This window comes from Gilliamella sp. LMG 34359 (assembly GCF_984569085.1).
Genome location: NZ_OZ474906.1, coordinates 2994240 through 3017514, shown reverse-complemented (window position 1 = coordinate 3017514; position 23275 = coordinate 2994240). Strand labels below are relative to the sequence as shown.

Below are 23275 nucleotides of genomic sequence, written 5' to 3'. Positions count from 1 at the left end.
GTTGGATAATTAGCTAGGCTTTTTTAGTAGTAATGGTGACAGGCTCGGTGGTGAATCTAAGCTCATTGAGCCAATTACCTTTAAAAATAACTTATGTAGCCGAAACAGCTTTGCTATAGTTAACATCTTTCTCCATTTTTTCCAGAACAGGACTATGTTTCTCATCCCCTCAATATCCATAAAGTAGTATAGACTCTGCAATTATTTTCAAAAACTAACCAAAATAGCGTTAACTTATAAATAAAAAACAAGTTAATTTATCTAAAGTTTTTTCATATTTTGTCGTCCTAGCGATTTGGTTTCTTGTCTGTTTGTAATAATTTGGCTTACAAATCCATTCGTTAACTCACTTTTTTAAACTGTGTCATTATCTTTAGCAAGCCATTTTATGAAATGCAGATCCAATGCACTTTGCTAATTTATTCATAAATTGGATATTTGAAACAAACACAATCAGCTCATTCGATCGCCCCATTAGCGATTCGATTTTTTATTTATAGGATGAAAATATGAGTCAAAAATTTTATACCTTAATTACCCAACAAGGCGCAGCTTTACTGGCTAATGCTACTGCTTTAGGTGTACCGCTCAAATTAACTAAGATGGCTGTTGGGGATGGCAATGGTAGTGCGACTACACCAAATGCCTCTCAAACTAGCCTTATTCATGAAGTGTATCAAGCACCACTTAATTCATTGACTACTGATGAAAAAAATCCCAATCAAATTATTGCGGAATTAGTTATTCCGGAAAATCAAGGGGGATGGTTTATTCATGAAATCGGTTTATACGATGAGAATAATACTTTAATTGCTGTAGGTAATTGTCCGGCAACTTATAAACCGCAACTTTCTGAAGGCAGTGGTCGAACCCAGGTTATTCGAATGATCATTATCGTTGATAATGTTGATTGTGTAGCGTTAAAAATAGATCCATCTGTGGTACTCGCTACTCGTAAATATGTCGATGATTTATTATCAACCACGATGCAAAATCACAAGGCGCATACTCAACAAGAACTACAAAAAGAGTTAAACAAACTGGTTCCAAAAATAACTCAAATTAATGGTTATGAGTTGAAATCAAATGTTACTTTAACCGCTAATGATATTAATGCTCTGCCGGCAATAAAAAAAATACAGGCTGGGGTACCTACTTATGAGGTAGGTGGATTTACTCACCTTCAATTTTTTATATTCTCTACCTCGATTATCATTATATTTATCAGTCATTTGTTGAGATTTATGACCGAGCAAGGTCATTGTATCTATGTTTTGCTCTCGATACAGACGCTCGGCCAGTGATCTAATTTCATGAAATGTGGTAGGTGTACCAGTCCAATAACTTCTTTTGAACGTTCTATCACGTAATCGCGCAAATTGTTTGGTTATGCTTTCTAATTTAATCGGTTTATTATTAATAGAAATTAAATAATCATTTTTTGAGGAATCGATAATATCCCGTAATGACATGCCAATTTTTTTGCACTCTAATTTAACAGATAATGCTATTTTGGCGCCAGTTTTGTATTGGTCAATTAATAAGTGGTTTCGTTTGACATTAGATTTTTTCATCACTGCTATATCAGAACGCCTTTGGCCGGTTACCAACGCTAGCATCATTGCTTTATGCATAACCTTGTTATCTGTTTTTTCTGCCTCGTTTAATATTTTTTTAAACTCATTTAAGGTCATACGCGATCGTTTCACCACGACTTTTGGGCATTTTATTGGGTCGACAGGATTTTTATCATTCCAACCTTGGGCGTAGGCTTCCCTAAACACATCCGTTAAAAGATGATACATATTCTTAGCAGAAGGAGCCTTGTCCTGGTCTGTATAGATTTTAATAATTTTCGCTATGTCGGCAGGTGTTATTACTTTTACTAATTGCTCGCCAATTTCTCGACGAATAACTTTAATAAGATAAGCTTTTATTTCTCTGGTTTTCGGTTTTAACTCACGCTCAGCTAAGATTTTGACATATTCATCTAACCATAGATTAACGGTTTTTAATTTGTTTGATTGGAATAATTTAGATAAGAAAAACATAGTACCCACTTAAAAAGTGGACATTTTGCACTAAAACAAAGAAAACCTGTTATTAATTTCTAATGCGCAATGTTTTATTGCCTCATTGAAAACCATAAAATCAGCAATTTCATCCATTTTATATTAGTTAGTTAGAACACATAGTTATGCTCGTTACGATTGTTGATTATGTAGCGTTCGTCTGTAACTATCCCCCTAAAATATTCAATAAAAAATCTAAACCAGCAAAATTCTGCTAATCCTTGCTTGATCATCTTTAGGTGACAAACTTTTAATGCCATTTTATTTATTAACAATGTCAGTAAGTTATCCATTTAAATAAAATCAGACATATTAATAGTAATCTGCGATTGTTGACCACTGAATAATGTATCACACATGATAATTAAAGATTTAATCCAAATCAGATCCGCGTTTTTATTTATATTCTTAGCAACCTTAATGATAAAGTGTTAATCTTGAGTTTTTATGCATATTTATTACAGTATTTTCATCTAATACCGTAAACAACGCGAACAAATCTTAGATTAAGATGTTATTATTTTCAGACAAAGGTTAATAAACAGAAAGTAGACATTAATAAAAAAAACGATGAATAAAAAATCACCACTTATGACAATTTATGTATAGCATCAAGTGGTTTTTTGATTTTATTTTTTGAATTCTAGCTTGTTGTGCTTTTCAATAGCATAAGACTTGATCATAAAAAGTAAAAATAAAAAACTTATGAGAAAAATACTTACTAATCAATAACTAATTCAGGTGAGATAATAATTTGCTCAATAGTGAATTGCTTTCGCAGTAACGTATAGGCGGCTTGACGACCAATTTCAATCGGTTTATTGTCGACGTAACTGATTAAATTTTTTGCCATCTGTATTTCGGCTTGAGTAGCGAAACTCATTATTTCCACTTGTGGTTCCAAATAGCTCACTAATCCCCCTTTACCAATTGTTCGACCAAATTTAGATGCACTTAAAATTAAAGATAGGGTTGCAGACGTATCATGACACAAAAAAGCGGTAACGTTGGGATGCTGTTTTAGCAAAAAGCTAACATCATCCAATAATTCTGGTCGTTCATTAGGTATTATCCATTCAGATCTAAATTTTAATCCATGTTTTGCAAGAATATGACCAAATCCGGCTAAACGTTCTGCTCGCGTTAATGAATTTGTTCTTCCTCCTAAATAAGCTATCTGACGATATCCCTTGCCAATAAAGTATTCTGTTGCCAATTCTGCGCCTAATCGGTTATCAGAGCAAATTTGCGAGATATTACTTAAGCTACTTGATTGAGCAACAATGACTAAGGGAATTTTGTGCTTATCAGTTATTGTCTTAATATCGTAGGTTAGTATTCCGCTATACCCCAAAATAATGCCCGATACATCTTGTTCAATGAGTGAATTGACGCTTTTCAATAATCCTTCTTTTGTCATATCTGATTGCAACAAAAAAAGAATATAATCTTGCTTTGAGAAAACTTCATTGATACCAGTAATAATACTTGCATAAAAAGCATCTCTGATGTCACGAACAATAACACCGATAATTGCCGATTGACCACTGCGTAACCTTGCTGCATTTTTATTACGAACATAACCGAGCTGATCTATGACTTGATTAATTTTTTGAACAGTCACATCAGATATTCGCCCTTTGCCACTTAATGCGAGTGAAACAGTAGTAACAGAAACATTCGCATGTTTGGCTACATCATTAATTGTGGGTTTCCGCATCGTATTAAATTCACTTAAGTTCAGATCTGATAATTATTTTAGTCATTTTAAGTTAAATTTCCTACAGTTAAATATATTTTCTAATTTTGTGACATACATCTCATTTATATTTGATAAAACGTTTTACCTAAATGTAAAGAAAATGTTAATTTAAGTGGAATCATTTAACTTTTAGGTAAAATTATGACGAATAAAGCAACCAAAGTCACTTTTTGGGAATTTTTTCAAAGCCTTGGTAAAACATTTATGTTACCAGTCGCTCTACTTTCTTTCTCTGGAATTATGCTAGGCATAGGCAGTTCACTTGCTAGCCAAGATGTTCGAGAACTATTACCTTTTTTAGATAATCACGTATGTATTGCTATTTTTACTTGGATGAGCAAAATAGGATCATTCTCATTTAGTTTTCTTCCTGCAATGTTTGCTATTGCCATTCCTTTAGGGCTCGCTAGAGAAGATAAGGGCGTTGCTGCATTTTCAGGTTTTGTTGGTTATACCGTATTAAGCTTAAGTATTAACTTCTACCTTACTATAGTTGGTATTTTACCGCAAACCGATCCTAATATATTAAGAGCCAACGACATTCAATCTGTACTTGGTATTCAATCGATTAATACGGGTATTTTAGGTGCTATTTTTGTAGGAATTATAGTATATTTTTTACATGAACGTTTTAGAAAAATTCGTCTACCGGATGCATTAGCTTTTTTTGGTGGTAATCGTTTTGTGCCGATTATTACCATGTTAACTTTAGGCGTAGTAGGTTTATTTGTTCCTATCGTTTGGCCTTTTTTTGCAAAAGCTATTAGTGGTTTGGGTTATGTTGTTAATAGTGCTGGTGCATTTGGTCCATTTATTTTTGGTACAGGCGAACGTTTATTATTACCTTTTGGTTTGCATCATATCCTTGTTGCGTTGATTCGTTTTACTGATGCAGGTGGCACTATGGAGGTCTGTAATGAGACAGTAAGTGGCGCATTAACCATTTTCCAAGCTCAATTATCATGCCCAACAACAACTGGGTTTTCTGAAAGTGCGACGCGATTTTTATCCCAAGGAAAAATGCCATCATTCCTAGGCGGGCTACCTGGCGCCGCATTAGCAATGTATGTTTGTGCTAAACCTGAGAATAGAAGCAAAATTAAAGGACTTCTCATTTCTGGTGTTGTAGCCTGTACTGTAGGTGGTATCACTGAACCATTAGAATTTTTGTTTCTGTTTATTGCTCCAGTTTTATATGTGATACATGCTTTATTAACCGGAATCGGCTTTATGGTAATGTCGTTACTTGATGTAACAATTGGTAATACTGATGGTAACATTATCGATTTTGTCGTATTCGGTATTTTACATGGTACAAGTACAAAGTGGTACTGGGTTCCTGTTATTGCAGCTGTTTGGTTTGTGGTTTACTTCTTTGTGTTTAAATTCTTCATTTTACACTTTAATATCAAAACACCGGGTCGAGAGGTAGAAAGTAAAAACGACAATAATACCAATGCTCAAACAACCACAAGCAAATCAGGCTATAATACAGCTCAAATATTAGAAGCATTAGGCGGTGCAGATAACATCGTTTCTTTAGATAACTGTATTACTCGGCTGCGTTTATCAGTTAAAGATATTAACATTGTTGATGATCAGAAGTTGAAAGCCAATAAAGCCATTGGGGTTGTTCGTCTTAATGAACATAACTTGCAAGTCGTGATAGGTCCACAAGTTCAGTTAGTTAAAGATGAATTGCAACAATATTTGACTCAATAAATAGTGAAATTAGGTAGTGATAATGTCAATTTATCACTACTATTATTTAGATCACACAGGAATACGATAATGGCTCTGTCAAACTTATTTGATTTTAACACCCCGATAGATCGTAAAGGTACATGGTGCACACAATGGGACTATGTGCAAGACCGTTTCGGTATCGCTAACTTAGTTCCTTTTACTATCTCTGATATGGATTTTAGAATTGCTCCATGTATTGAAGAGGCATTACATCGACGTATTAGCCATGGTGTACTGGGTTATAGTCGTTGGCAAAATGAAGAATACCTTGATGCAATCAAATATTGGTACTCATCACAATTTAATGCAACAATTGATACCAATATGATTGTATACGGCCCGTCCGTAATTTATATGGTTGCAAAATTAATCAACTTATGGAGTCAACAAAATGACAGTATTGTCGTTCATACTCCTGCCTACGACGCATTTTATAAAACAATTATTGGTAACAAACGTAAAATAGAAGCCTGCCCTTTAATCAAAAGAGATAATAGCTGGTATTGTGATATGAACTACCTTGAAACATTACTGGCGAAAAAAGAGGTGAAAATTTTATTGTTATGCAATCCTCATAATCCAACAGGTAAAGTTTGGTCAAAAGAAGAATTAGCGATCATCGTGGCATTATGTGAAAAATACCACGTCAATGTTATTAGTGATGAAATCCATATGGATATGGTATGGAAAGGCTCTCATAATCCATGGTGTCAATATGGAAAAAATAGTTGGGCGGTCTTATCATCAGCGTCGAAAAGCTTTAATATTCCGGCTTTAACTGGTGCTTATGGTTTAATACAATGCGAAAAAACCAGAGAAAATTATCTAAATCAAATTAAGGCCTGTGATGGAGTTTCCTCTCCTGCCGTGCTTTCACTTGTTGCTACCATTGCAGCTTATAAAGAAGGGCATATCTGGCTACATGAATTAAAAAACTATCTTTATAACAATTTAGATTTTGTTGCCAAACAATTGAATCATGCTTTTCCACAACTAGATTATGCAATACCTGATTCAACTTATCTGGCTTGGATCGATTTAAGAAAACTCAACATCGATGATATAAAATTGCAAGAAAACCTTATCCATGAACAAGGTGTTGCTATTATGCCCGGTTATACCTATGGGCCTGAGGGAAATCAATTTTTACGTTTAAATATTGGTTGTCCGCGTAGTAAGGTCGAAACAGGTGTAAATGCAATTATCAATGCAATCAAGGCATTAGAATAATATTAAATTGTTTTTATATAATAAACAATCATGCATCAAAGATTGTTCCCCTAAAATATAAAATTTAGGGGAACATCAGCAAGATTCAATAGAATTATTTAGTGGATAGGCTACACTAATTCGTACAACTTTTTTAAGGGATAAGATAATCAACTCTAAAAAAGGAAAATACGATGAGAATAAAACAACGAGAAAGACGAACCTATACTGATGATTTTAAATAGTAGATGATAACGCAATATCAAGAAGGTAAAACCCGTAATAAATGAGTTTTATAGTATGAGTTAACGCTCAGCATTAGATGGATAATAAAATACTCCCCCAACAGTTTCATTCCAAACTAAAGATAATCGAAGTACTGAAGATAATGAGTTACTCGCCCTGCGCAAAGAGAATAAACGGTTATTGATGGAAAACGATATCCTAAAGCAAGCAGCACTGATAATGGTACGAAAATCGCAGTGATACAATCAAATCAACATCGCCATTCATTGAGTTGGTTGTGTTGATGTTTAGCTATAGCAAGGCATTACTTTTATTATCAGTGCAAAACGCACCTTGAGAAAAAAGTTTTAAAATATGCACAAGAAATTCAATCTATTTTTAATCGTAGCTATCAATCTTATGGTAGGCGAAGGATACAAAAAGTGTTGTCAAATCAAGGTATAATTGTATCGCGTCGTGATGTGGCTAAAGTCATAAAAGCATTATCATTGAAATCAAAATATACCGTAATTGCTTATGCTAAACTTAAAGCTAGATGATTATAAAAAAGGTTTAAGAGCATTAAATAATGAAGGTGAGGTTATTCTACTGTTTAGGCGATGGCGAGACCAATTGATTGGTAAAGATTCTTTTGATGGCACAAATGCAAATATAGCTAAATTAGAAGGTTGTGATTTAATTTTGAGAACAGATTATTTTAATCAACTAAAAAAAATTATTCCTGATTTAGTTTTTTATTCGCAAGTGGTTGGTGGTTAAACAGAGATATAAACAAACTGATACCCGCTTATATATCAAAAATTTTAGACGTAAAATCCTTTTATCTGAAAGCATGATAGCAGAAGGGGCTACTTTCCCTATTTTTAGACTGTTCAGCACATTTTTTCTACACTGCTTTGGCAAAGCGCCTATCCATAATTTTTTTCGCATAATGCTTAATACCAATACGATGTTCACGATCTACCTGAGCAATAAATGTCTGTAAATCCTTGAATGAGGAGTAAAGCGTATCCCTAATAAGATTATCGAAATCATGTTGAGTAAAAGGTTTACCTCCTATAACAGTCGAACTTTGTATTAATGTATGAGCCACAACTTCGAGGATGGCGCTTCGGTAGTCATCTGAAAGTAAAATAGCAAAATCGGTGTAGCAAATATTAAATGCAAAGCTGCGCTCCATAAATCCAGATTGGACATAAATTGCATAGATTACCTGTTCACCCTCTTTAAGTATGTGGGGTTCGAATCCATCACCCATTAATCGTATTAGTTTCATCCCTTTCTATTCCTTTTTAATTGTTTTAAGTTTTATTATTTGGATATGCCAATATTCTATCAGAATGATGAAAAACTAGTCTATTGAAATTAGTTAAAGAACCCCATAAATGATGGCAGATTATTTATTGTAAAAAGGTTTAAATTCATAGTTCTATATCAATCATCTGTTATTGTCTACTCCCTAAAAAAGCCTAATTTTACAGGTTGATGCAGTCTTTTTTGTGTTTTAATCAAAGCTCAATAATAGGTACAACGCTTTTAAAAAGTGTACGCTAAACCTTGTTTGTTAAGAGCGATTCATTTTTTGATGGCAACCTTGCCGCGGTCGTCCCTTGGCAACAAGCATGATTTTTTTATTCCTGTTTTTTATTCATACAAAGTTATCTTATTTCCCCATCTCGTTTATCCGAACGGTTTGGTGAAGCGTATTGGTTATCCGAACAAACGGTGCTGTCAAATTAACACATCTTTTGTATAGACAAAGAAACAGTATATGTAGCGCCAAGTCTCATTCAATGCTCTCTTTTTTAAATTAAAACGAAATATCCAAGATTTGGCTCCTGATTCTCTAACGCAAAGCCAAAGTCCTCTCCATCGCCATCGCCATAACAATCAGCTGTATTTATTTTTTTCACAGATAAACTTGTCAATTTTTCAATAAATCTTGCCATGAATAATTCCCCAACATTTTTTTAATATGTTGAATTATGCAAAGGGAGATACCTGAATTTAATAAAAAAATAAAACACAGTTCGAGTATTTTTTAGGTGGACGATTTGGTACACGTTCAAAGCGTGGATTGAAATGAATTACTCTGGATGAGTATAAGATTAATAAAAAAGTGGAAATAAAAAAATCCACGCAACCGCATGACTATCATGATTTTAGTGGATTCTATTACATTGCAGTGGATTCTGCCATAAAAATAAATAGCGTAAGCGCAGAAAAAATAAAAGCCACCCGTCACTAAATCTATCATATTGATTATTAATCATATTTATACGTTAAAAAATTTCCATAAAATCCCATTGGACGTTTTGTTGGATGTTCAAATATAGAACTTATTTTGAGTAAAATAATATTATTTTTAATCAAAGTTAAACCTAAATTTTGAGTGTCTCAAATTATTTATTGGCTAACTATTTTAGCTTTTCTTTGTTGAGTTTGTTAAATATACTGATAAAGTTGAACCAATCAAACCCATTAGGCGTTTTTGATCTGCCAATTGGAAACACCAAGAAAAGCCGTAGTATTGTGGTGCAAGGAACGCCGTTACGATTACAAACAATCATGAGCAAGATTATATTTCACTGACTGATATGGTGAAAAACATTGAGGGTGGTAGTGCTTTAATTGAGTAATGGCTGAAAAATAAAGACACAGTACTATTTTTAGGTGTATGGGAAAAAATTAATAACTGCTGTTTTAATTCCCTCGAATTTGAGGGAATTAAAAATGAAGCAGGTCGAAACAGTTTCTACATCTCTGCTAAGAAATGGAGTGATCTCACCAGAGCTATTGGCCTACAAGCCAAGGTAGGTTGTTACGGTGGCACTTATGCCCATAAAGATATTGCTTTTGAGTTCGGCTCATGGCTCAGCCCTGAATTCAAGCTTTATCTAATTAGAGAATTTCAAAGATTTAAAGATGAAGAAGCCAAAGTAATGTCACTGGAATGGAATTTCCAACGTACTTTGGCATAGGTCAATTACCCCATACATACAGATGCCATTAAAGAACACTTTCTTCCGATACAATTAACAAATGCACAGACAGAGAAAGTGTATGCCAGTGAAGCAGACTTACTGAATATGGCTTTGTTTGGTATGACAGCAGCACAATGGCGACAAGCCAATCCTGATCAAAAAAGGAAACATACGTAATGTTACTACATTAGAGCAATTAGTCGTTTTATCTAATCTGGAAAGTATTAACTCAGTCTTAATTCATCAAGGTATAAGTGCTTGCGAACGCTTGATACAACTCAATGGTATTGCGATTAATCAATTGCAATCTTTGGTCAATATTTCTGAAACGAAGAATCTTATATTCAGTTAGTAGTATATAAACGATAATACAGTGTATTTTAGGTATGTAATGCCTGAAATACGCTGTACAAACAGTAATGTTTTCCGCATATAGTGTCTTTATTATCAATTATTAAAGCTCGTTTGAGTTGTGATGGTCTCAGCCCCAAACTAGATAAACATGTTCTGCTAAAATGAGCCGAATCAGAAAATCCCATATCATTGGCTAATTTTGTCAGCGTTGTATGGGAGTCGAGTGTATCAATTACATCCTGCAATCTTTTCCACAATAGGTAACCCCTGAAATTAATACCCAACTCAGAACGAAAAAGATGAAGAAAGCGACTTTCAGAAAGGTGTATTTTTTCGGCGATTTCCCTCGATGAAATTTGCTTTATGGGTAATGATGAAATAATAGAGATTGCTTTATTAATGCGGTTATCTTGATCACATGAACAATTAGGATCTGACTCACATAATAACTTATAGACGTGATAAAGCTCAAATGGTTGGCTAATAGTAACAGACTTCATAAAATAACTGGCAATTTTTAATGCTTCTTCTTTAGTAAGAAAATAAACAGGATTAGTTTCAGTAAAATGCGATAATAAGTGATAATAGGGATCTTCTGGGTCAATAAGCAAATTAATACAACAGACATCTGGTGCGCGCAGTTTATGGGGAACATTTGAATGAATAATAAAACCAAACACCTCTTTTTTTTCATCTGGTGTTTCTAGCTCAAAAGACATATTGTGCAATGATATTGTCAATTGAAGAGAAGGGTGACGATGCCAATCCGTCGTGATATTGTTTATAAAAAGCAATGTAGATAAATTTTGTCGGTGCACTTTAACTAACAAATCATTGTCTAACATGATATTTTATCCTTGCTAAATAAACATCCTTGCCATCGAAAACAGTAACACAAACCATATGTAAAGACTATATATACGTAATTCGATTAACTAAAACTAACTAAAGGATAACACACATCATATATAAAGTTAATCAAGAACAATACAAACGTATTTTTGGCTATTTTAAACCTATCACCAAAAATTTTATTATAGGATCTCAAAATATTTCGCAATCTTTTGGCCATTTATCAGTAGATAATTTTAATATTAATAATTTTGATGATTTACCATTAAAATTAAAAAAAGATATTCAATAATTTCCAGTAAGAAGAAAAATAGAGTTCTCAGCTGGTAGAGTGTGTTCTGCTACGGCATTAGAAAACTTATTGCGTAAGGGAGAATATTATTGGAGACTAAAAAGTTCCAACGGAGCCATTTTATGACCTAAAAACATAGCTGGTTCAATATCTCACTCTAATAATTTTGTAACTGCGGTTACAATAAAACACTCAAATGAGGTTGAAAGCATAGGAGTTGATATAGAAAAAATAATGTCACGCAAAAAGCAATTGATTTAAGTCAAACGATCCTAAAATGTCCTACTCCCAGTGACATGATAATGGACATAACACATTACATTACTTTAGTATTTTCAGCCCAAGAGCGTTTATATAAGGCGTTTAGCTAAACTGGTATTACACTTTCATATGAAGATATTTTTTGCATAGGTATAAACAAAGAAAAAAACATGTACATTACATGTAGCTAATCCGATCAATAAAGTTTGTGAAGTTCATTTTTATTTTTCAAAATATTATAATCTTGTTATTAATTAAGTGGTTATATAACCAACTATTTTTCTATTTCATTCTTTGATGTAATGGTTGATTTTGCAAACCAAACAACTATGATTAAAAGTAGAAAAATAATTCCATATAGCCAAAAAATTTCGTTGGTTGCGATTACCAGCCCCTGATTAGTAATATTTTGTGCGAGTTTTGCCGAAGCTTGAGTTTCAGAAAAACCTTGCAACTGAAACTGCCGATATGTGTATTCTAGCGTTTGTATATTTTGATTCATTAGATCAGTTAGTTGGTTGTGATGAATTGCTTCACGATGTTCCCATAATGAATTTGTTAAAGAAGTACCAATGGAAGTAGATAATGTTCTAAAAAAATTAAATAAACTTCCTGCTGCCGCTAACTTGTGCGAAGGTATATCAGTTAAAATTATTATATTCAAAGGCATAACAAAGCAAGCTATCGCAAATCCTTGAAAAAATTGGGGCCATGCAGAACTCGAAAAATCCATATTAGGCTCAAACGAGTAAGCTCTCCAAAAAAAGCACAAAGCAAAAACAATGAAACCAAAAGTCACAAGCTTCCTCATATCTAAATAAGGAACAAAACGACCGACTATTGGAGCAAGAACAATAGGAACTAAACCGATGGGAGACAATGCTAATCCTGCCCACGTTGCAGTATAACCAAAAACTCGTTGTAATAGCTGTGGTTGCATAACTAATGTCCCTATATGTAGCAAAAATGCCAAACTTATGCAAATCGTCCCTACTGTAAAATTTCTTGATCTAAATAAAGATAGATCAACAATAGGATGATTCGATGTCATTTCCCAAAGAACAAAAAAAGAAAGTGTTACTAACGCTATCACAGATAAAATAATAATTTCAGATGAATTAAACCAATCCAGTTCTTTCCCTCTATCTAAAATAAGTTGTAAACTACCAACACCAAATATTAATAAAGCAAGCCCGATAGTATCTATTCGAGATTTACTTATTTCTGTTTCTCGTCCTTTTAATAATATTTTAGTACTTATCCAAGCTATTAGACCAATTGGCACATTTAGTAAAAAAATCCAGCCCCAAAATAAATTGTCACTTATCCATCCACCCAAAATAGGCCCGCAGACGGGAGCAATAATAATAGTCATCGACCATATTGCTAAAGACATATTTTTTTTGGAATCTGGTGAGTTAGCTAATAATAAGCTTTGTGAAAGAGGAATAATTGGCCCAGAAACCGCACCTTGTAGTACTCGTGAAATAATTAACATTTCAAGGCTGTTGGAGACACCACATAACCAAGAGGCTAAAACAAACAACAAAATTGAAAACAAAAATAACTTAACTTCCCCAAAGTACTTAGCTAGCCATCCAGATAAAGGAATTGAAATGGCATTGGATACGGCAAATGATGTAATTACCCATGTTGCTTGGCTACTTGATGTTCCTAGGTTTCCAGCAATAGTAGAGAGAGCTACATTGGCAATTGTTAAATCTAAAATTTGTAAGAAGGCCACTGTTGCCAATGCAACAATAAGCCCAATTAATTTTGCACCTGATAGATATAATGGTGACATTTTATGATTCACTGAATATTACTCTCTAAAATTAAGTTATTTTGCATAATTTCTCGTACTAGTTGCTCGAATTCATCTAAGTCGTAAGCAAGTACATCTGTTTGATATTTAATTTCTTGAGGTGAAATATCAGTAAGTAATTTTCCACTTACATCACTGGTATCCACTGTTACATACATAGATAACCCTACCCGTAATGGATATTCCTTAATTTGCTCTTTATTCAATTCAATACGAACAGGTAAACGCTGAACTACTTTAATCCAATTTCCTGTTGCATTTTGTGCTGGTAATAACGAAAATGCACTTCCCGTTCCCATAGCAATTCCTGTAATCACCCCGTCGAATTTAATATCATCTCCATAAAAATCACTAGTTAACTTAACTTTTTGTCCTATTCGAATGTGTTTTAATTGAACTTCTTTAAAGTTAGCTTCTACCCAAACTTGATCCAAAGGAACAATAACTAATAATCGTTCTCCTCTATTAACCTGTGTTCCAACTTGGGCTTGGCGCCTCGAAACATATCCAGTGACAGGGGAAACAATTGTTACTCGTTTTAAGTTAAGCCAAGCTTCCTTTAGTTTAGAAATGGCTTGCTGAATACGTGGTTGTTCTAATAATGAATTCTGCATTAATAGGGCATTATTAATTTCTAACTCTTGCTTGGAAATTTTTAAGTCATTTAACGCAATTAATACATCTTGCCTAGCATGCTCTATTTCTTCTTTTGAAATAGCATTACGAGACCAAAGGCCTTCTCTCCGAGCTAAATCTTTTTCTAATTTATCTAATGTCGCTTGCTTTAATTGAATACTTGCTGACAATTTTTCAGTTGTCATTTGGATCTGTTGAATTTCTCTTATTACCTTGGCTAATTCATTTTTTGCATAACTAAAATTATTTTCAGCATCAATTGATTCTAATTGAGCGATAACATCTTTTTTTCTCACAAAGTCATTATCATCAACGTAAATGGAGGAGATTCCTCCGCTTATTTGAGTATGAATTGGAATTTGATTTCCCATAACATACGCATTATCTGTAGATTCTGTAAACCGAGAAAACATGTACCAAAAAATGAAGTATCCTATCCCTGAAACCAGGAAAATAACAGATAAAATAATCAATTTTTTATATCGTGTTAAACCATTGAATTGTCGGCCATCGGTGTTGTTTTCCATCGTACACTCCATTTACATCTTTTATTTTAATCATTGCTTCTATGAACAGCATCACAAAATGCTATTTCATTAAGCAGACATTCCACCATCAATAACTAGAGTTTGACCCGTAATATATTTACCCCCACAACCGAGTAAAAAATTCGCAGACATAGCCACTTCCTTATTTATGTTACTTCATCTCTTGTTTGGTTATTAGATTGTGAAAAGTCAACGGCATTGTATAAATGGGTGAGTAATATTGTCTTGAAAAAATAAGCTGACTTCATTTTATAGAAAATTATTGAGTTATTTAACTCTCTATATTTCAAATAGTTATTTATTTTTTGACAATTATTTTCATTTAAAAAAAAGAATGAGAGATTTAATATAGCTAGTTTATTCAATTAAATAACCTTTGAATATGATATGTGCTCATCCAACATATATCAATTAGAGGATAAAATTCATGACTTACGACTGTGTAATCATTGGTGCTGGACAAGCTGGACAGTGTTTAGCATCATTTCTGACTAAAAAAATATCACTGTTCTTATATTAGAAAGAGATGAACGTATAGGAGACGTCTGGCGTAGATGACCAGATAGTATGCGGTTGTTTACACCAAGAGCAATGAATCAGCTACCAGATTTAATTATGGCTGGTGATCAAAAAGGGTATCCAGATAAGCATGAAATGGCTGATTACTTAGAGTTTTACCCTCAACATAACAAATTACATGTATTGCTAAATAAAAATGAATATTCTGTAGAATATAATGATCAAATTTATTCTTTAAAAACTCAAGATGGAGAAATTTTTCAAGCAAAGTGTTTGGTCAATGCAACAGGGGCAAATCAGAAAGTTAATGTTCTTGATATTTCCAGAGATATTCCAGCAGAGATACAGCTCCTAGCAATAGGTCAGTATCAAAATCCAACAAATGTCTTCAAAAAATTTTGCAATAATTGGTGATGGTTTTGGTGGCCGTCAAGTTGCTAAAGAGTTAGCTGAAACACATAATGTAACTTTGTTTTGTGGCTTTCCTCATTCATTTACTCTCCAAGAACTGTTTGGAATAAACACATTACTTTTATTAAAAAGATTGTCTATTTTAAATTCTGACTCTCGAAGCATTATAGGTCGTTGGCTTAGGAAACGAAATTTTATACCTTGTAACAATAGGAGTCGGAACAACAATTATATAAAAATTAGAATTAAGTAAATCATCGCTACAGTAGGTCATATTTGAAGTATTATATGTTTTTTTAATCTCTCGATTTTTTTGCTATCAATATCAAAACCTATTGTTTTATAAATTTTAGAAAATTCAAGGGAAAGAGGTTAACCGACATACCCCATTCCTATTATTGCAATTTCAAATTCTCTATTATTTGTATTGTTCATAACAGCACCTCAGCATATTAATTTTACTTAATGATCAACAATAAAATCCATTAAACTAATGTTCTTGGCCTGTACTATGATTTTACTCCAGTTTTTTAAGAGTTTAACGTGTAAGAAGTATTCTTCATTACATTCGGCAATACATTTTGCAGTGACTTTCCTTAATTCTTGTCCTATCTTTGAATAATTTTCATCGAATTTTAATAATACTTCATCAATAATTCTGATTATATGCTCTTCTCTTTTAGTATCATTAGAAGCAAATGATGCTATTTTTTCAGAAAGAGACTCACACATTTGTTGAGAAACGAAGCAATCATCATAATCACAAAAGTTATCAATAAGCTTATCATTATAGATACTTCCATATAATGAAAAATAATCTGCAAATTTTAACATCCCATACCAATATTTTAGTTTTTTATCATACTCAAATCTTTCATCATGATAATCATGAAACACGGGTCTAGTATGATGTACAGATGGGTAGCCTAATGCAGTCGAGGTATCAAAAGCGAAATAATCCGCTGCTAATGTATTTTTACCAGGTAAGTTTGGTAGAAACTCAAATAGTCGATAGACACTAACATTACCACAGTCAGGATTACACCCATCGTCAACAGAAGTAACTAAGGAAATAACATCATTTTGAGGAACGGGTTGCTCTAATTTGAATATATCATCGCAAATATCAATAATATGCTCAGATTTAAAACCAAGTAGTTCATATATTTTATAAACATAGTCATACGACACTTTTGCAAAATCTTTTACATCAAGATTCCACTCACCTAAGTAATTCCCTCCAACCACAAGTATTCGTCTTTTATTGTTTATATCTTGTTTAAGATTTTTGATATCCAAGTCATTAACTATTTCCATTATTGGTTTACCTAAATACTTTAACTCATACTCAATTGGATAGACTTCCCTAGCTTCACTCCTTCTATCAAATAACAAACAAGTATCAGAATCTCTTCTATGATAGGCATTAGCCCCCATTGAACACGCAAATAAACCTAATTTATTCATGGCAGTAGCATAATCGGTACCTGTATAAGTAAAAATCTTATAGAAATCATCATCCATACCTTTAAAAAGTGATTTAAAGTATTTTTTCTGTACATCAACAGATAGATGTAGAATATTCAATTTTGGATATTGATTTTTTAATGATTTAATAATTTCATTATTTTCTATAGATGAAAATTCATTGGTTTCAACTACAATTAAAGGAATATTAACTTGCAAGACATCATTTGCGTATAAAATCTCCTTAATATAACTACTAACACTATCTTTAATACTTCTATTTGTTGGTATAAAAAATACTGATTTCATTGTTACTCCTTAGTTAATTGAACTAATAATTAACTTTTTAACAAACGATAATATTTAAAATGATTTTCCAAACACATAATATTTAAAATCCTTAGCTCCCCATCTGGTAATGAGCTTTATCCACCTATGTTTTAATGGGTAAAGAATTACATATTTGGGGGATAGTAATCCATACCATCCATCCATTACGAGGTCGTGTACATTCGTGATTGGATTGATTGATTGTAATAATTTATATGCATCTTGTGAACGAGTGTTTAATCCAGATCTTGAGGGTAAACCGATTGGCATACTCTCTAACAATGATGGTTGTGTGATAGCACGCTCAAATGAGTTAAAACCACTCGTTCCGATTAGAATGCTGGCTTTTAAAATTCTACCCGCTATTCGTAAGCAAGTAACCTTGTTAAGCTCTAATTACCAACTGTATGGTGATATGAGCAAGCGTGTTTTTAATACGGTGCGAGCGCATACTTCAGATGTAGAGCTTTATTCTATTGATGAAGCGTTTATTGCGTTAGACGGTTTTTCGGATGTAACGACGCATTGTCAACACATCAGGGCGGTGGTGAAGCGTGATACAGGGATACCCGTCAGTATTAGTATTGCTGCAATCCGAACTTTAGCTAAAGTCGCTAACCATATTGCTAAAAAGCAAACGACTTACTGCGGTGTCTGTTATTTAACAAATGACAGTGGTTTGTTGATTGATGCTTTAAAGCCGTTTTCGTTGCAGTGAATGTTTAGGTGCGCTTTTAGCTGCATCAAAATTACCACCTAACAAATGTGATACAGATGCTTGATCGGCTTTAGTGACAAATTCACTAATGACACCTGCCATTCCATTTGTCCTGCAACAAAATAGGTAAACAGTGACCATAGCTCGTGACTTTTGGCTAGCCAATCAAGTAATCTTGTATCCATTATTTGTTGATATAAGAGTGCTGTGCTTGCACTATGCTATCGATATTCGCGGTTTTTTCTGTATTGAAATCGATAAGGCGCTTTCAAAGAACCATGCCAAGGATGCCAAATTGAGCCATCTTGGTATTCAACATGAATATCTACCACAATTTTACCGATTTCATGAAGCAGCGCGGCATAAGCAATACCAGCCGTTCAACTATCTTCTTCGGCGCTGCGCTCTTCGGATGAAACACCAATCGGGAGTAAATAAGATTGGCGAAACTTTAATGCATATGCCATGATTTCTAGTTCATGTTCAAGCATTTTCCCCCCAAATACGCATGATGATGACTCTCTGAAACAGGAAATTGTTTAACTAAATCGGCATAACGTTCAATTGGACGCTGGTAAAGTTGTTTAAATTGAGAGGGTGAAAGTGATGTGCGCTGCCAGATTGCTTTTAATAGTAGCTCGCAGTGCACGTTGGATAATAGGTTTTCTGCTGTTTGTGGTACGATAAATCCATCAGGAACAATGAGTGGCGTTTCAGTTATTACTTTATTCTCTTCAACTGTTTTTTTCTCTTAACAACTTTCGACAGTTGCGCGCTTCTTCTCTTACTTCTGACAAAGAAACAGTATGTGTAGCGCCAAGTCTGATTCAATACTCTCTTTTTTAAATTAAAACGAAATATCTAAGATTTTGCTCCTGATTCTCTAGCGTAAGGCCAAAGTCCACCGCCACGTCCATCGCCATAACAATCAGCTGTATTTATTTTTTTCACAGATAAAGTTGTCAGTTTTTCAATAAATCTTGCCATGAATAATTCCCCAACATTTTTTTAATGCGTTGAATTATGCAGAGGGAGATAACTGAATTTAATAAAAAAATATAAAACAGCTCGAGTATTTTTCGGTGGATGTTTTGGTACAATTTCTAATCGTGGATTGAAATGGATTGCTCTGGGTGAGTATAAGATTAATAAAAAAGTGGAAATAAAAAAATCCACGTAACCTCATGACTACCAAGATTTTAGTGGATTCTATTACATTGCAGTGGATTCTACCATAAAAATAAATGGCGGAAGCGCAGAGATTCGAACTCTGGGAGGGTCGCCCCTCGCCGGTTTTCAAGACCGGTGCTTTCAACCGCTCAGCCACACTTCCGCAATGGCTGTGCATATTAAAGGAGTCGGACTTAATTGTAAATAGTTAATTTAATATTTTTTATCGACTGCTTTAATTTTCATCAAATTTAGATGGAATTCAGCAAAACTAGATTGTTTACTCGCCAAAACTAGTGTTGCAATCTTATTAATCGAGTATAATACGCAGCAAATATCAAACAAAGTTTTGCAAAATGTTAAATCAAATAGAAACCGATGAAAAAGGCTATCTAAAAAATTGGCAGGATTGGTCTGTTAATTTAGTGCCAGAATTAGCTAGCAAAGAGTCGATTGAATTAACTGATGCTCATTGGGAAGTGATTTTATTTGTTCGTGATTTTTATTTAGAATATAAAACTTCGCCTGCAATTCGTGCGTTGGTTAAAGCAATGGAGAAAAAATTTGGCCCAGAAAAAGGTAATAGTCGGTATTTATATAAATTATTTCCTGATGGTCCTGCTAAACAAGCAACAAAACTTGCGGGCTTACCTAAACCAGTTAAATGTATTTAAATTAAGAGAACAATTAAACTCATGATTAGGTGGAAGATCCCCTTTATATTGCTTCTGGTGCTGGGGTATTTGCAGTACTCATTATGGTATGGTAAAAACAATATTTATGATTACCAAGATAATCTGCAAATGCTTAAAAGTTTGCATCAAGAAAATGATAAACTTAAGGCTCGCAATCAACAGATGATTGCCGAAGTTGACGATTTGCAAAAAGGTTATGAAGCAATTGAAGAACGAGCTCGCAGCCATTTAGGTATGGTTAAACCTAATGAGTATTTTTATCGAATAATTATTGATTCCAAAACACAAAAATAAGGCATTACGTGACAAATAATAGTGATATCGTTGCAATCGTTCCTGCCGCAGGAATAGGTTGCCGCATGGAAAGTCAGTTACCTAAACAATATTTAAAGATTGGTGCAATGACCATTTTGGAACACACTTTACAAAAATTATTAACTCACTCAAAAATCAGTGAGGTAGTAGTGGTTATCAACAAAGAAGATAAGCTTTTTAGCACACTTGATGTCGCATCAAAAGTTAAGGTGACTTACGGTGGTAAAACGCGTGCCGATTCTGTTTTAGCGGGTTTAAATTTAGTTGCTGAAAATAAGTGGGCGTTAGTCCATGATGCCGCAAGACCTTGTGTTACTCACCAAGACATCACTAAATTGATTAACAGAGTCTTACAAGAAGATAAAGGCGGAATATTAGCAATGCCCCTTAGTGATACGATTAAGCAAGCAGATACTAATAATCCAGATACCATTAATCACTCTGTCGATCGCACTTATTTATGGGGCGCTGCGACACCACAATTATTTAACACTGGTGAACTTAAAGCTTGTTTAAATAGAGCGTTAAATAACCATGTAGCAATTACTGATGAAGCTTCGGCGATTGAGTATTGTGGAGGACATCCATTATTAGTTGAGTGTCGTCGAGATAACATAAAAATTACTTGCCCAGAAGATTTAAACTTGGCTACATATTATTTAACTAATCAAATTTAATATAGGTAGATTATGCGAATAGGTCATGGATTTGATGTACACAAATTTGGTGGGGAAGGACCAATTATCTTAGGTGGCGTAACTATTCCTTATCAATATGGACTTATTGCCCATTCAGATGGTGATGTGGTATTACACGCCATTACCGATGCTTTAATCGGCGCATTGGCTTTAGGCGATATTGGTAAACTATTTCCTGATAGCGATCCCAAATACCAAGGTATAAACAGCCGCTTACTATTACAAGAAGTTTACCAAATTATTCAATCTAAAGGTTATCAATTAGTAAATTTAGATACGACCATTATTGCGCAAGAACCTAAAATGAGGTCTTATGTCGATCAGATGCGGGTTAATATTGCCGAAGATTTAAAAGTGTATTTTGACCAAATTAGTGTTAAAGCAACCACCACTGAACAGCTGGGCTTCACTGGTCGTAAAGAAGGGATAGCTTGTGAAGCAGTAGTACTATTAGCAAAAAAGTAAATATAAAATTAATGATAGGCAATATAAGTGTTAGCAGAACTTAATTATTTTTATGGTAAACCTACAGTTCATGGTTTATATAAACAGCAATATGAAGATTTCATAGTTATTGAAGAGCTCGGTTTTGATCTTACCGGTGAAGGTGAGCATATTTTAGTTTATTTAGAAAAAAAAGATTGCAACACAATTTATGTCGCTGAACAGTTAGCTAAATATGTTGGTATTTCCGCTAAAAATGTAAGTTATGCAGGTCTTAAAGATCGCCAAGCAGTCACTCAACAATGGTTTAGTCTACATATGCCAGGTAAAGAAACGCCCGATTTTTCACAGTTTGATTTAGCTGGTTGTAGAATTTTGCAAATTAATCGCCACAATAAAAAATTGAAAATAGGGGCTTTAAAAGGCAATCGCTTTAAAATTATTTTAAGAAACTTGAGTGATAAACAAGCGATCGAACCCAAATTAAACTTAATCAAACAATATGGTGTACCTAATTATTTTGGCGAACAACGATTTGGACGAGAACAAAATAACATCACTCAAGTGATAAAATGGGCAAGTGGAGAAATTTCAGTTAAAGACCGTAAAAAGAGAAGTTTTTATCTTTCCGCCGCGCGCAGTGCCATTTTTAATCAAATTGTAAGCCAAAGAATTGAACAAAATATTCAACAGACTGTCCTTGATGGTGATATATTACAGCTATCTAAAAGTAATAGTTGGTTTGTGTCTAGTTCAGATGAATTACCACTGTTACAACAACGTTTGCAAAATGGCGAAATTAATATTACTGCTCCAATGGTCGGTGATTCACAATTAGGCACCGCATCGGTTGCTTTAGAATTTGAAACAAGTTGTTTAAAACGTTGGTCTTGTTTTGAAGAGTTATTTAAAAAAGAACGAATGGCAACAATAAGGCGTTCAATATTATTGCGCCCTGAGCAGCTTGAATGGCAATGGATTAGCGAAAATGATATTGAGATCAGTTTCTTTTTGCCTTCGGGTTGTTATGCTACAAGTGTTTTACGCGAATTGATAATTGGAAAAGAGTAATGCAAAGTTCAAAAATGCAGACTTTGATTAAGTTATTGCGCCAGCAGGGAATAAAAGATGATCGTGTTTTAGATGCTATAGCTTCGATACCGCGTGAAAATTTTGTGGATGAAGCGCTTTCTCATCAAGCCTATGATAACCGTTCTTTACCTATAGGTAGCGGTCAAACTATCTCTCAACCTTATATCGTTGCAAAAATGACTGAATTATTAAGGTTAACACCAAGTGCTAAAGTGCTTGAAATTGGTACCGGCTCAGGATACCAAACTGCTGTGTTAGCTAAGTTGGTTGACCATGTTTGCTCTGTGGAAAGAATAAAAAGTTTACAATGGAATACTAAACGACGGTTAAAGCAACTCGATATTCATAATATTTCAACTCGCCATGGTAATGGCTGGCAAGGTTGGCCAGAACGCGGACCTTTTGATGGTATAATTGTCACCGCAGCACCAGCTGAAGTACCACAAAAACTTCTAGCACAACTGGCTGATAAAGGGCGATTAGTAATACCTGTGGGTAAAAATAAGCAAATATTACAGCTAATCGAACGCGATGGTGACAATTTTATTACTAAAAACATCGGTGAAGTAAAATTTGTCCCTCTGATTGATGGCGATATTGAATAAATAGCCACCAAATATATTGGTGGC

Annotated in this window: 23 protein-coding genes, 1 tRNA gene and 3 pseudogenes; 14 read left to right on the top strand and 13 right to left on the bottom strand. The window is 33.9% G+C overall.

The features are described 5' to 3' along the window. The first annotated feature begins 509 nt into the window (after positions 1-509). On the top strand, positions 510-1304 hold the full coding sequence (locus AC5LXV_RS13805) for a phage tail protein (RefSeq protein WP_493466795.1): 795 nt from the start codon (positions 510-512) through the stop codon (positions 1302-1304). Here AC5LXV_RS13805 and AC5LXV_RS13800 read toward each other — a convergent pair. Further along, a pseudogene (locus AC5LXV_RS13800) lies at positions 1266-2051 on the bottom strand (tyrosine-type recombinase/integrase); the annotation flags it as partial. The gene AC5LXV_RS13805 and the pseudogene AC5LXV_RS13800 sit on opposite strands and share 39 nt — an antisense overlap. 742 nt (positions 2052-2793) lie before the next feature. Next, positions 2794-3792, bottom strand: coding sequence for a Mal regulon transcriptional regulator MalI (gene malI, locus AC5LXV_RS13795; RefSeq protein WP_034883107.1), 999 nt, complete (start codon positions 3790-3792; stop codon positions 2794-2796). 183 nt (positions 3793-3975) lie between these two features. Between malI and malX the strand changes: the two genes are divergently transcribed. The 4 genes from malX (at position 3976) to AC5LXV_RS13775 (ending at position 7794) form a co-directional block, all read left to right on the top strand. Beyond that, positions 3976-5556 (top strand): maltose/glucose-specific PTS transporter subunit IIBC, encoded by a 1581-nt coding sequence (malX, locus tag AC5LXV_RS13790; protein ID WP_493445154.1) that lies wholly within the window; start codon positions 3976-3978, stop codon positions 5554-5556. Between the two features lie 69 nt (positions 5557-5625). Beyond that, positions 5626-6810 (top strand): MalY/PatB family protein, encoded by a 1185-nt coding sequence (locus tag AC5LXV_RS13785; protein ID WP_493466794.1) that lies wholly within the window; start codon positions 5626-5628, stop codon positions 6808-6810. A gap of 518 nt (positions 6811-7328) precedes the next feature. Continuing rightward, the gene (locus AC5LXV_RS13780) at positions 7329-7574 is read left to right on the top strand and encodes an IS3 family transposase (protein WP_493468004.1); all 246 of its coding nucleotides are present in this window, start codon (positions 7329-7331) and stop codon (positions 7572-7574) included. Continuing rightward, on the top strand, positions 7552-7794 hold the full coding sequence (locus tag AC5LXV_RS13775; protein ID WP_493460331.1) for a hypothetical protein: 243 nt from the start codon (positions 7552-7554) through the stop codon (positions 7792-7794). The genes AC5LXV_RS13780 and AC5LXV_RS13775 overlap by 23 nt, the downstream gene beginning before the upstream one ends. Before the next feature lie 127 nt (positions 7795-7921). Here the strand turns inward: AC5LXV_RS13775 and AC5LXV_RS13770 are convergent, their stop codons facing one another. Both AC5LXV_RS13770 and AC5LXV_RS13765 read right to left on the bottom strand, forming a co-directional pair. Beyond that, positions 7922-8311 (bottom strand): hypothetical protein, encoded by a 390-nt coding sequence (locus AC5LXV_RS13770; RefSeq protein ID WP_493466793.1) that lies wholly within the window; start codon positions 8309-8311, stop codon positions 7922-7924. 529 nt (positions 8312-8840) lie between these two features. Beyond that, positions 8841-8984: a hypothetical protein gene (locus AC5LXV_RS13765; protein WP_493466792.1), complete on the bottom strand. Its 144-nt coding sequence runs from the start codon at positions 8982-8984 to the stop codon at positions 8841-8843. A gap of 606 nt (positions 8985-9590) precedes the next feature. On the opposite strand from AC5LXV_RS13765, the pseudogene AC5LXV_RS13760 reads away from it, so the two are divergent. After that, positions 9591-10371, top strand: a pseudogene (locus AC5LXV_RS13760) (KilA-N domain-containing protein). 28 nt (positions 10372-10399) lie between these two features. Here AC5LXV_RS13760 and AC5LXV_RS13755 read toward each other — a convergent pair. The 3 genes from AC5LXV_RS13755 to AC5LXV_RS13745 all read right to left on the bottom strand — a co-directional run bounded on the left by AC5LXV_RS13755 (position 10400) and on the right by AC5LXV_RS13745 (position 14766). Next, the gene (locus AC5LXV_RS13755; RefSeq protein ID WP_034883111.1) at positions 10400-11218 is read right to left on the bottom strand and encodes an AraC family transcriptional regulator; all 819 of its coding nucleotides are present in this window, start codon (positions 11216-11218) and stop codon (positions 10400-10402) included. Positions 11219-12052: 834 nt separating this feature from the next. After that, positions 12053-13582 carry a DHA2 family efflux MFS transporter permease subunit gene (locus AC5LXV_RS13750; RefSeq protein ID WP_493466791.1) on the bottom strand — a complete coding sequence of 510 codons (1530 nt, stop codon included), beginning with the start codon at positions 13580-13582 and terminating at the stop codon, positions 12053-12055. Between the two features lie 8 nt (positions 13583-13590). Next, on the bottom strand, positions 13591-14766 hold the full coding sequence (locus tag AC5LXV_RS13745) for an HlyD family secretion protein (RefSeq protein WP_493466790.1): 1176 nt from the start codon (positions 14764-14766) through the stop codon (positions 13591-13593). A gap of 612 nt (positions 14767-15378) precedes the next feature. Between AC5LXV_RS13745 and AC5LXV_RS13740 the strand changes: the two genes are divergently transcribed. Then, a complete protein-coding gene (locus AC5LXV_RS13740) occupies positions 15379-15720 on the top strand; it encodes an NAD(P)-binding domain-containing protein (protein WP_493466789.1) in 342 nt (113 codons plus the stop codon). A gap of 459 nt (positions 15721-16179) precedes the next feature. Here AC5LXV_RS13740 and AC5LXV_RS13735 read toward each other — a convergent pair whose 3' ends face one another. Beyond that, positions 16180-17493 (bottom strand): DUF6271 family protein, encoded by a 1314-nt coding sequence (locus AC5LXV_RS13735; protein WP_493466788.1) that lies wholly within the window; start codon positions 17491-17493, stop codon positions 16180-16182. Positions 17494-17698: 205 nt separating this feature from the next. On the opposite strand from AC5LXV_RS13735, the gene AC5LXV_RS13730 reads away from it, so the two are divergent. Next, positions 17699-18232 carry a Y-family DNA polymerase gene (locus AC5LXV_RS13730; RefSeq protein ID WP_493466787.1) on the top strand — a complete coding sequence of 178 codons (534 nt, stop codon included), beginning with the start codon at positions 17699-17701 and terminating at the stop codon, positions 18230-18232. Here AC5LXV_RS13730 and AC5LXV_RS13725 read toward each other — a convergent pair. The 5 genes and pseudogenes from AC5LXV_RS13725 to AC5LXV_RS13705 form a co-directional block, all read right to left on the bottom strand. Further along, positions 18209-18334 carry a hypothetical protein gene (locus tag AC5LXV_RS13725; RefSeq protein ID WP_493466786.1) on the bottom strand — a complete coding sequence of 42 codons (126 nt, stop codon included), beginning with the start codon at positions 18332-18334 and terminating at the stop codon, positions 18209-18211. The two genes, AC5LXV_RS13730 and AC5LXV_RS13725, sit on opposite strands and share 24 nt — an antisense overlap. A gap of 119 nt (positions 18335-18453) precedes the next feature. Continuing rightward, positions 18454-18699: pseudogene (locus AC5LXV_RS13720) on the bottom strand (TraI domain-containing protein). 5 nt (positions 18700-18704) lie between these two features. Further along, on the bottom strand, positions 18705-18881 hold the full coding sequence (locus AC5LXV_RS13715; protein ID WP_493466785.1) for a TraI domain-containing protein: 177 nt from the start codon (positions 18879-18881) through the stop codon (positions 18705-18707). 212 nt (positions 18882-19093) lie between these two features. Beyond that, positions 19094-19219, bottom strand: a complete 126-nt coding sequence (locus tag AC5LXV_RS13710) for a hypothetical protein (RefSeq protein ID WP_493466784.1) — start codon at positions 19217-19219, stop codon at positions 19094-19096. Between the two features lie 258 nt (positions 19220-19477). Next, positions 19478-19565, bottom strand: a tRNA-Ser gene (locus tag AC5LXV_RS13705). 193 nt (positions 19566-19758) lie between these two features. Here AC5LXV_RS13705 and AC5LXV_RS13700 point away from each other — a divergent pair. Genes AC5LXV_RS13700 through AC5LXV_RS13675 form a run of 6 tightly spaced genes read left to right on the top strand, consistent with a single transcriptional unit; the run spans position 19759 to position 23251 of the window. Next, on the top strand, positions 19759-20076 hold the full coding sequence (locus tag AC5LXV_RS13700; RefSeq protein ID WP_110422911.1) for a TusE/DsrC/DsvC family sulfur relay protein: 318 nt from the start codon (positions 19759-19761) through the stop codon (positions 20074-20076). A 21-nt stretch (positions 20077-20097) separates the two neighbouring features. After that, positions 20098-20391: a cell division protein FtsB gene (gene ftsB / locus AC5LXV_RS13695; protein ID WP_110422912.1), complete on the top strand. Its 294-nt coding sequence runs from the start codon at positions 20098-20100 to the stop codon at positions 20389-20391. Between the two features lie 8 nt (positions 20392-20399). Beyond that, positions 20400-21089 (top strand): 2-C-methyl-D-erythritol 4-phosphate cytidylyltransferase, encoded by a 690-nt coding sequence (ispD, locus tag AC5LXV_RS13690; protein WP_493466783.1) that lies wholly within the window; start codon positions 20400-20402, stop codon positions 21087-21089. Positions 21090-21101: 12 nt separating this feature from the next. Then, positions 21102-21575, top strand: a complete 474-nt coding sequence (gene ispF, locus AC5LXV_RS13685; RefSeq protein WP_493466782.1) for a 2-C-methyl-D-erythritol 2,4-cyclodiphosphate synthase — start codon at positions 21102-21104, stop codon at positions 21573-21575. Positions 21576-21602: 27 nt separating this feature from the next. Continuing rightward, the gene (gene truD, locus AC5LXV_RS13680; RefSeq protein ID WP_493466781.1) at positions 21603-22625 is read left to right on the top strand and encodes a tRNA pseudouridine(13) synthase TruD; all 1023 of its coding nucleotides are present in this window, start codon (positions 21603-21605) and stop codon (positions 22623-22625) included. Continuing rightward, positions 22625-23251: a protein-L-isoaspartate(D-aspartate) O-methyltransferase gene (locus AC5LXV_RS13675; RefSeq protein ID WP_493466780.1), complete on the top strand. Its 627-nt coding sequence runs from the start codon at positions 22625-22627 to the stop codon at positions 23249-23251. The genes truD and AC5LXV_RS13675 overlap by 1 nt, the downstream gene beginning before the upstream one ends. Positions 23252-23275 lie beyond the last annotated feature (24 nt).

Excerpts from the sequence above, each read along its gene's own strand:
- malX (WP_493445154.1), top strand. The coding sequence starts at position 3,976 with ATGACGAATAAAGCAACCAAAGTCACTTTTTGGGAATTTTTTCAAAGC.
- AC5LXV_RS13700 (WP_110422911.1), top strand. The coding sequence starts at position 19,759 with ATGTTAAATCAAATAGAAACCGATGAAAAAGGCTATCTAAAAAATTGG.
- AC5LXV_RS13805 (WP_493466795.1), top strand. The coding sequence starts at position 510 with ATGAGTCAAAAATTTTATACCTTAATTACCCAACAAGGCGCAGCTTTA.
- AC5LXV_RS13785 (WP_493466794.1), top strand. The coding sequence starts at position 5,626 with ATGGCTCTGTCAAACTTATTTGATTTTAACACCCCGATAGATCGTAAA.
- ftsB (WP_110422912.1), top strand. The coding sequence starts at position 20,098 with ATGATTAGGTGGAAGATCCCCTTTATATTGCTTCTGGTGCTGGGGTAT.
- AC5LXV_RS13740 (WP_493466789.1), top strand. The coding sequence starts at position 15,379 with ATGAATCAGCTACCAGATTTAATTATGGCTGGTGATCAAAAAGGGTAT.
- AC5LXV_RS13745 (WP_493466790.1), bottom strand. The coding sequence starts at position 14,766 with ATGGAAAACAACACCGATGGCCGACAATTCAATGGTTTAACACGATAT.
- malI (WP_034883107.1), bottom strand. The coding sequence starts at position 3,792 with ATGCGGAAACCCACAATTAATGATGTAGCCAAACATGCGAATGTTTCT.
- AC5LXV_RS13775 (WP_493460331.1), top strand. The coding sequence starts at position 7,552 with ATGCTAAACTTAAAGCTAGATGATTATAAAAAAGGTTTAAGAGCATTA.
- AC5LXV_RS13675 (WP_493466780.1), top strand. The coding sequence starts at position 22,625 with ATGCAAAGTTCAAAAATGCAGACTTTGATTAAGTTATTGCGCCAGCAG.
- AC5LXV_RS13725 (WP_493466786.1), bottom strand. The coding sequence starts at position 18,334 with ATGGCAGGTGTCATTAGTGAATTTGTCACTAAAGCCGATCAAGCATCT.
- AC5LXV_RS13750 (WP_493466791.1), bottom strand. The coding sequence starts at position 13,582 with ATGTCACCATTATATCTATCAGGTGCAAAATTAATTGGGCTTATTGTT.
- AC5LXV_RS13735 (WP_493466788.1), bottom strand. The coding sequence starts at position 17,493 with ATGAAATCAGTATTTTTTATACCAACAAATAGAAGTATTAAAGATAGT.
- ispF (WP_493466782.1), top strand. The coding sequence starts at position 21,102 with ATGCGAATAGGTCATGGATTTGATGTACACAAATTTGGTGGGGAAGGA.
- AC5LXV_RS13770 (WP_493466793.1), bottom strand. The coding sequence starts at position 8,311 with ATGAAACTAATACGATTAATGGGTGATGGATTCGAACCCCACATACTT.
- AC5LXV_RS13765 (WP_493466792.1), bottom strand. The coding sequence starts at position 8,984 with ATGGCAAGATTTATTGAAAAATTGACAAGTTTATCTGTGAAAAAAATA.
- AC5LXV_RS13710 (WP_493466784.1), bottom strand. The coding sequence starts at position 19,219 with ATGGCAAGATTTATTGAAAAACTGACAACTTTATCTGTGAAAAAAATA.
- AC5LXV_RS13755 (WP_034883111.1), bottom strand. The coding sequence starts at position 11,218 with ATGTTAGACAATGATTTGTTAGTTAAAGTGCACCGACAAAATTTATCT.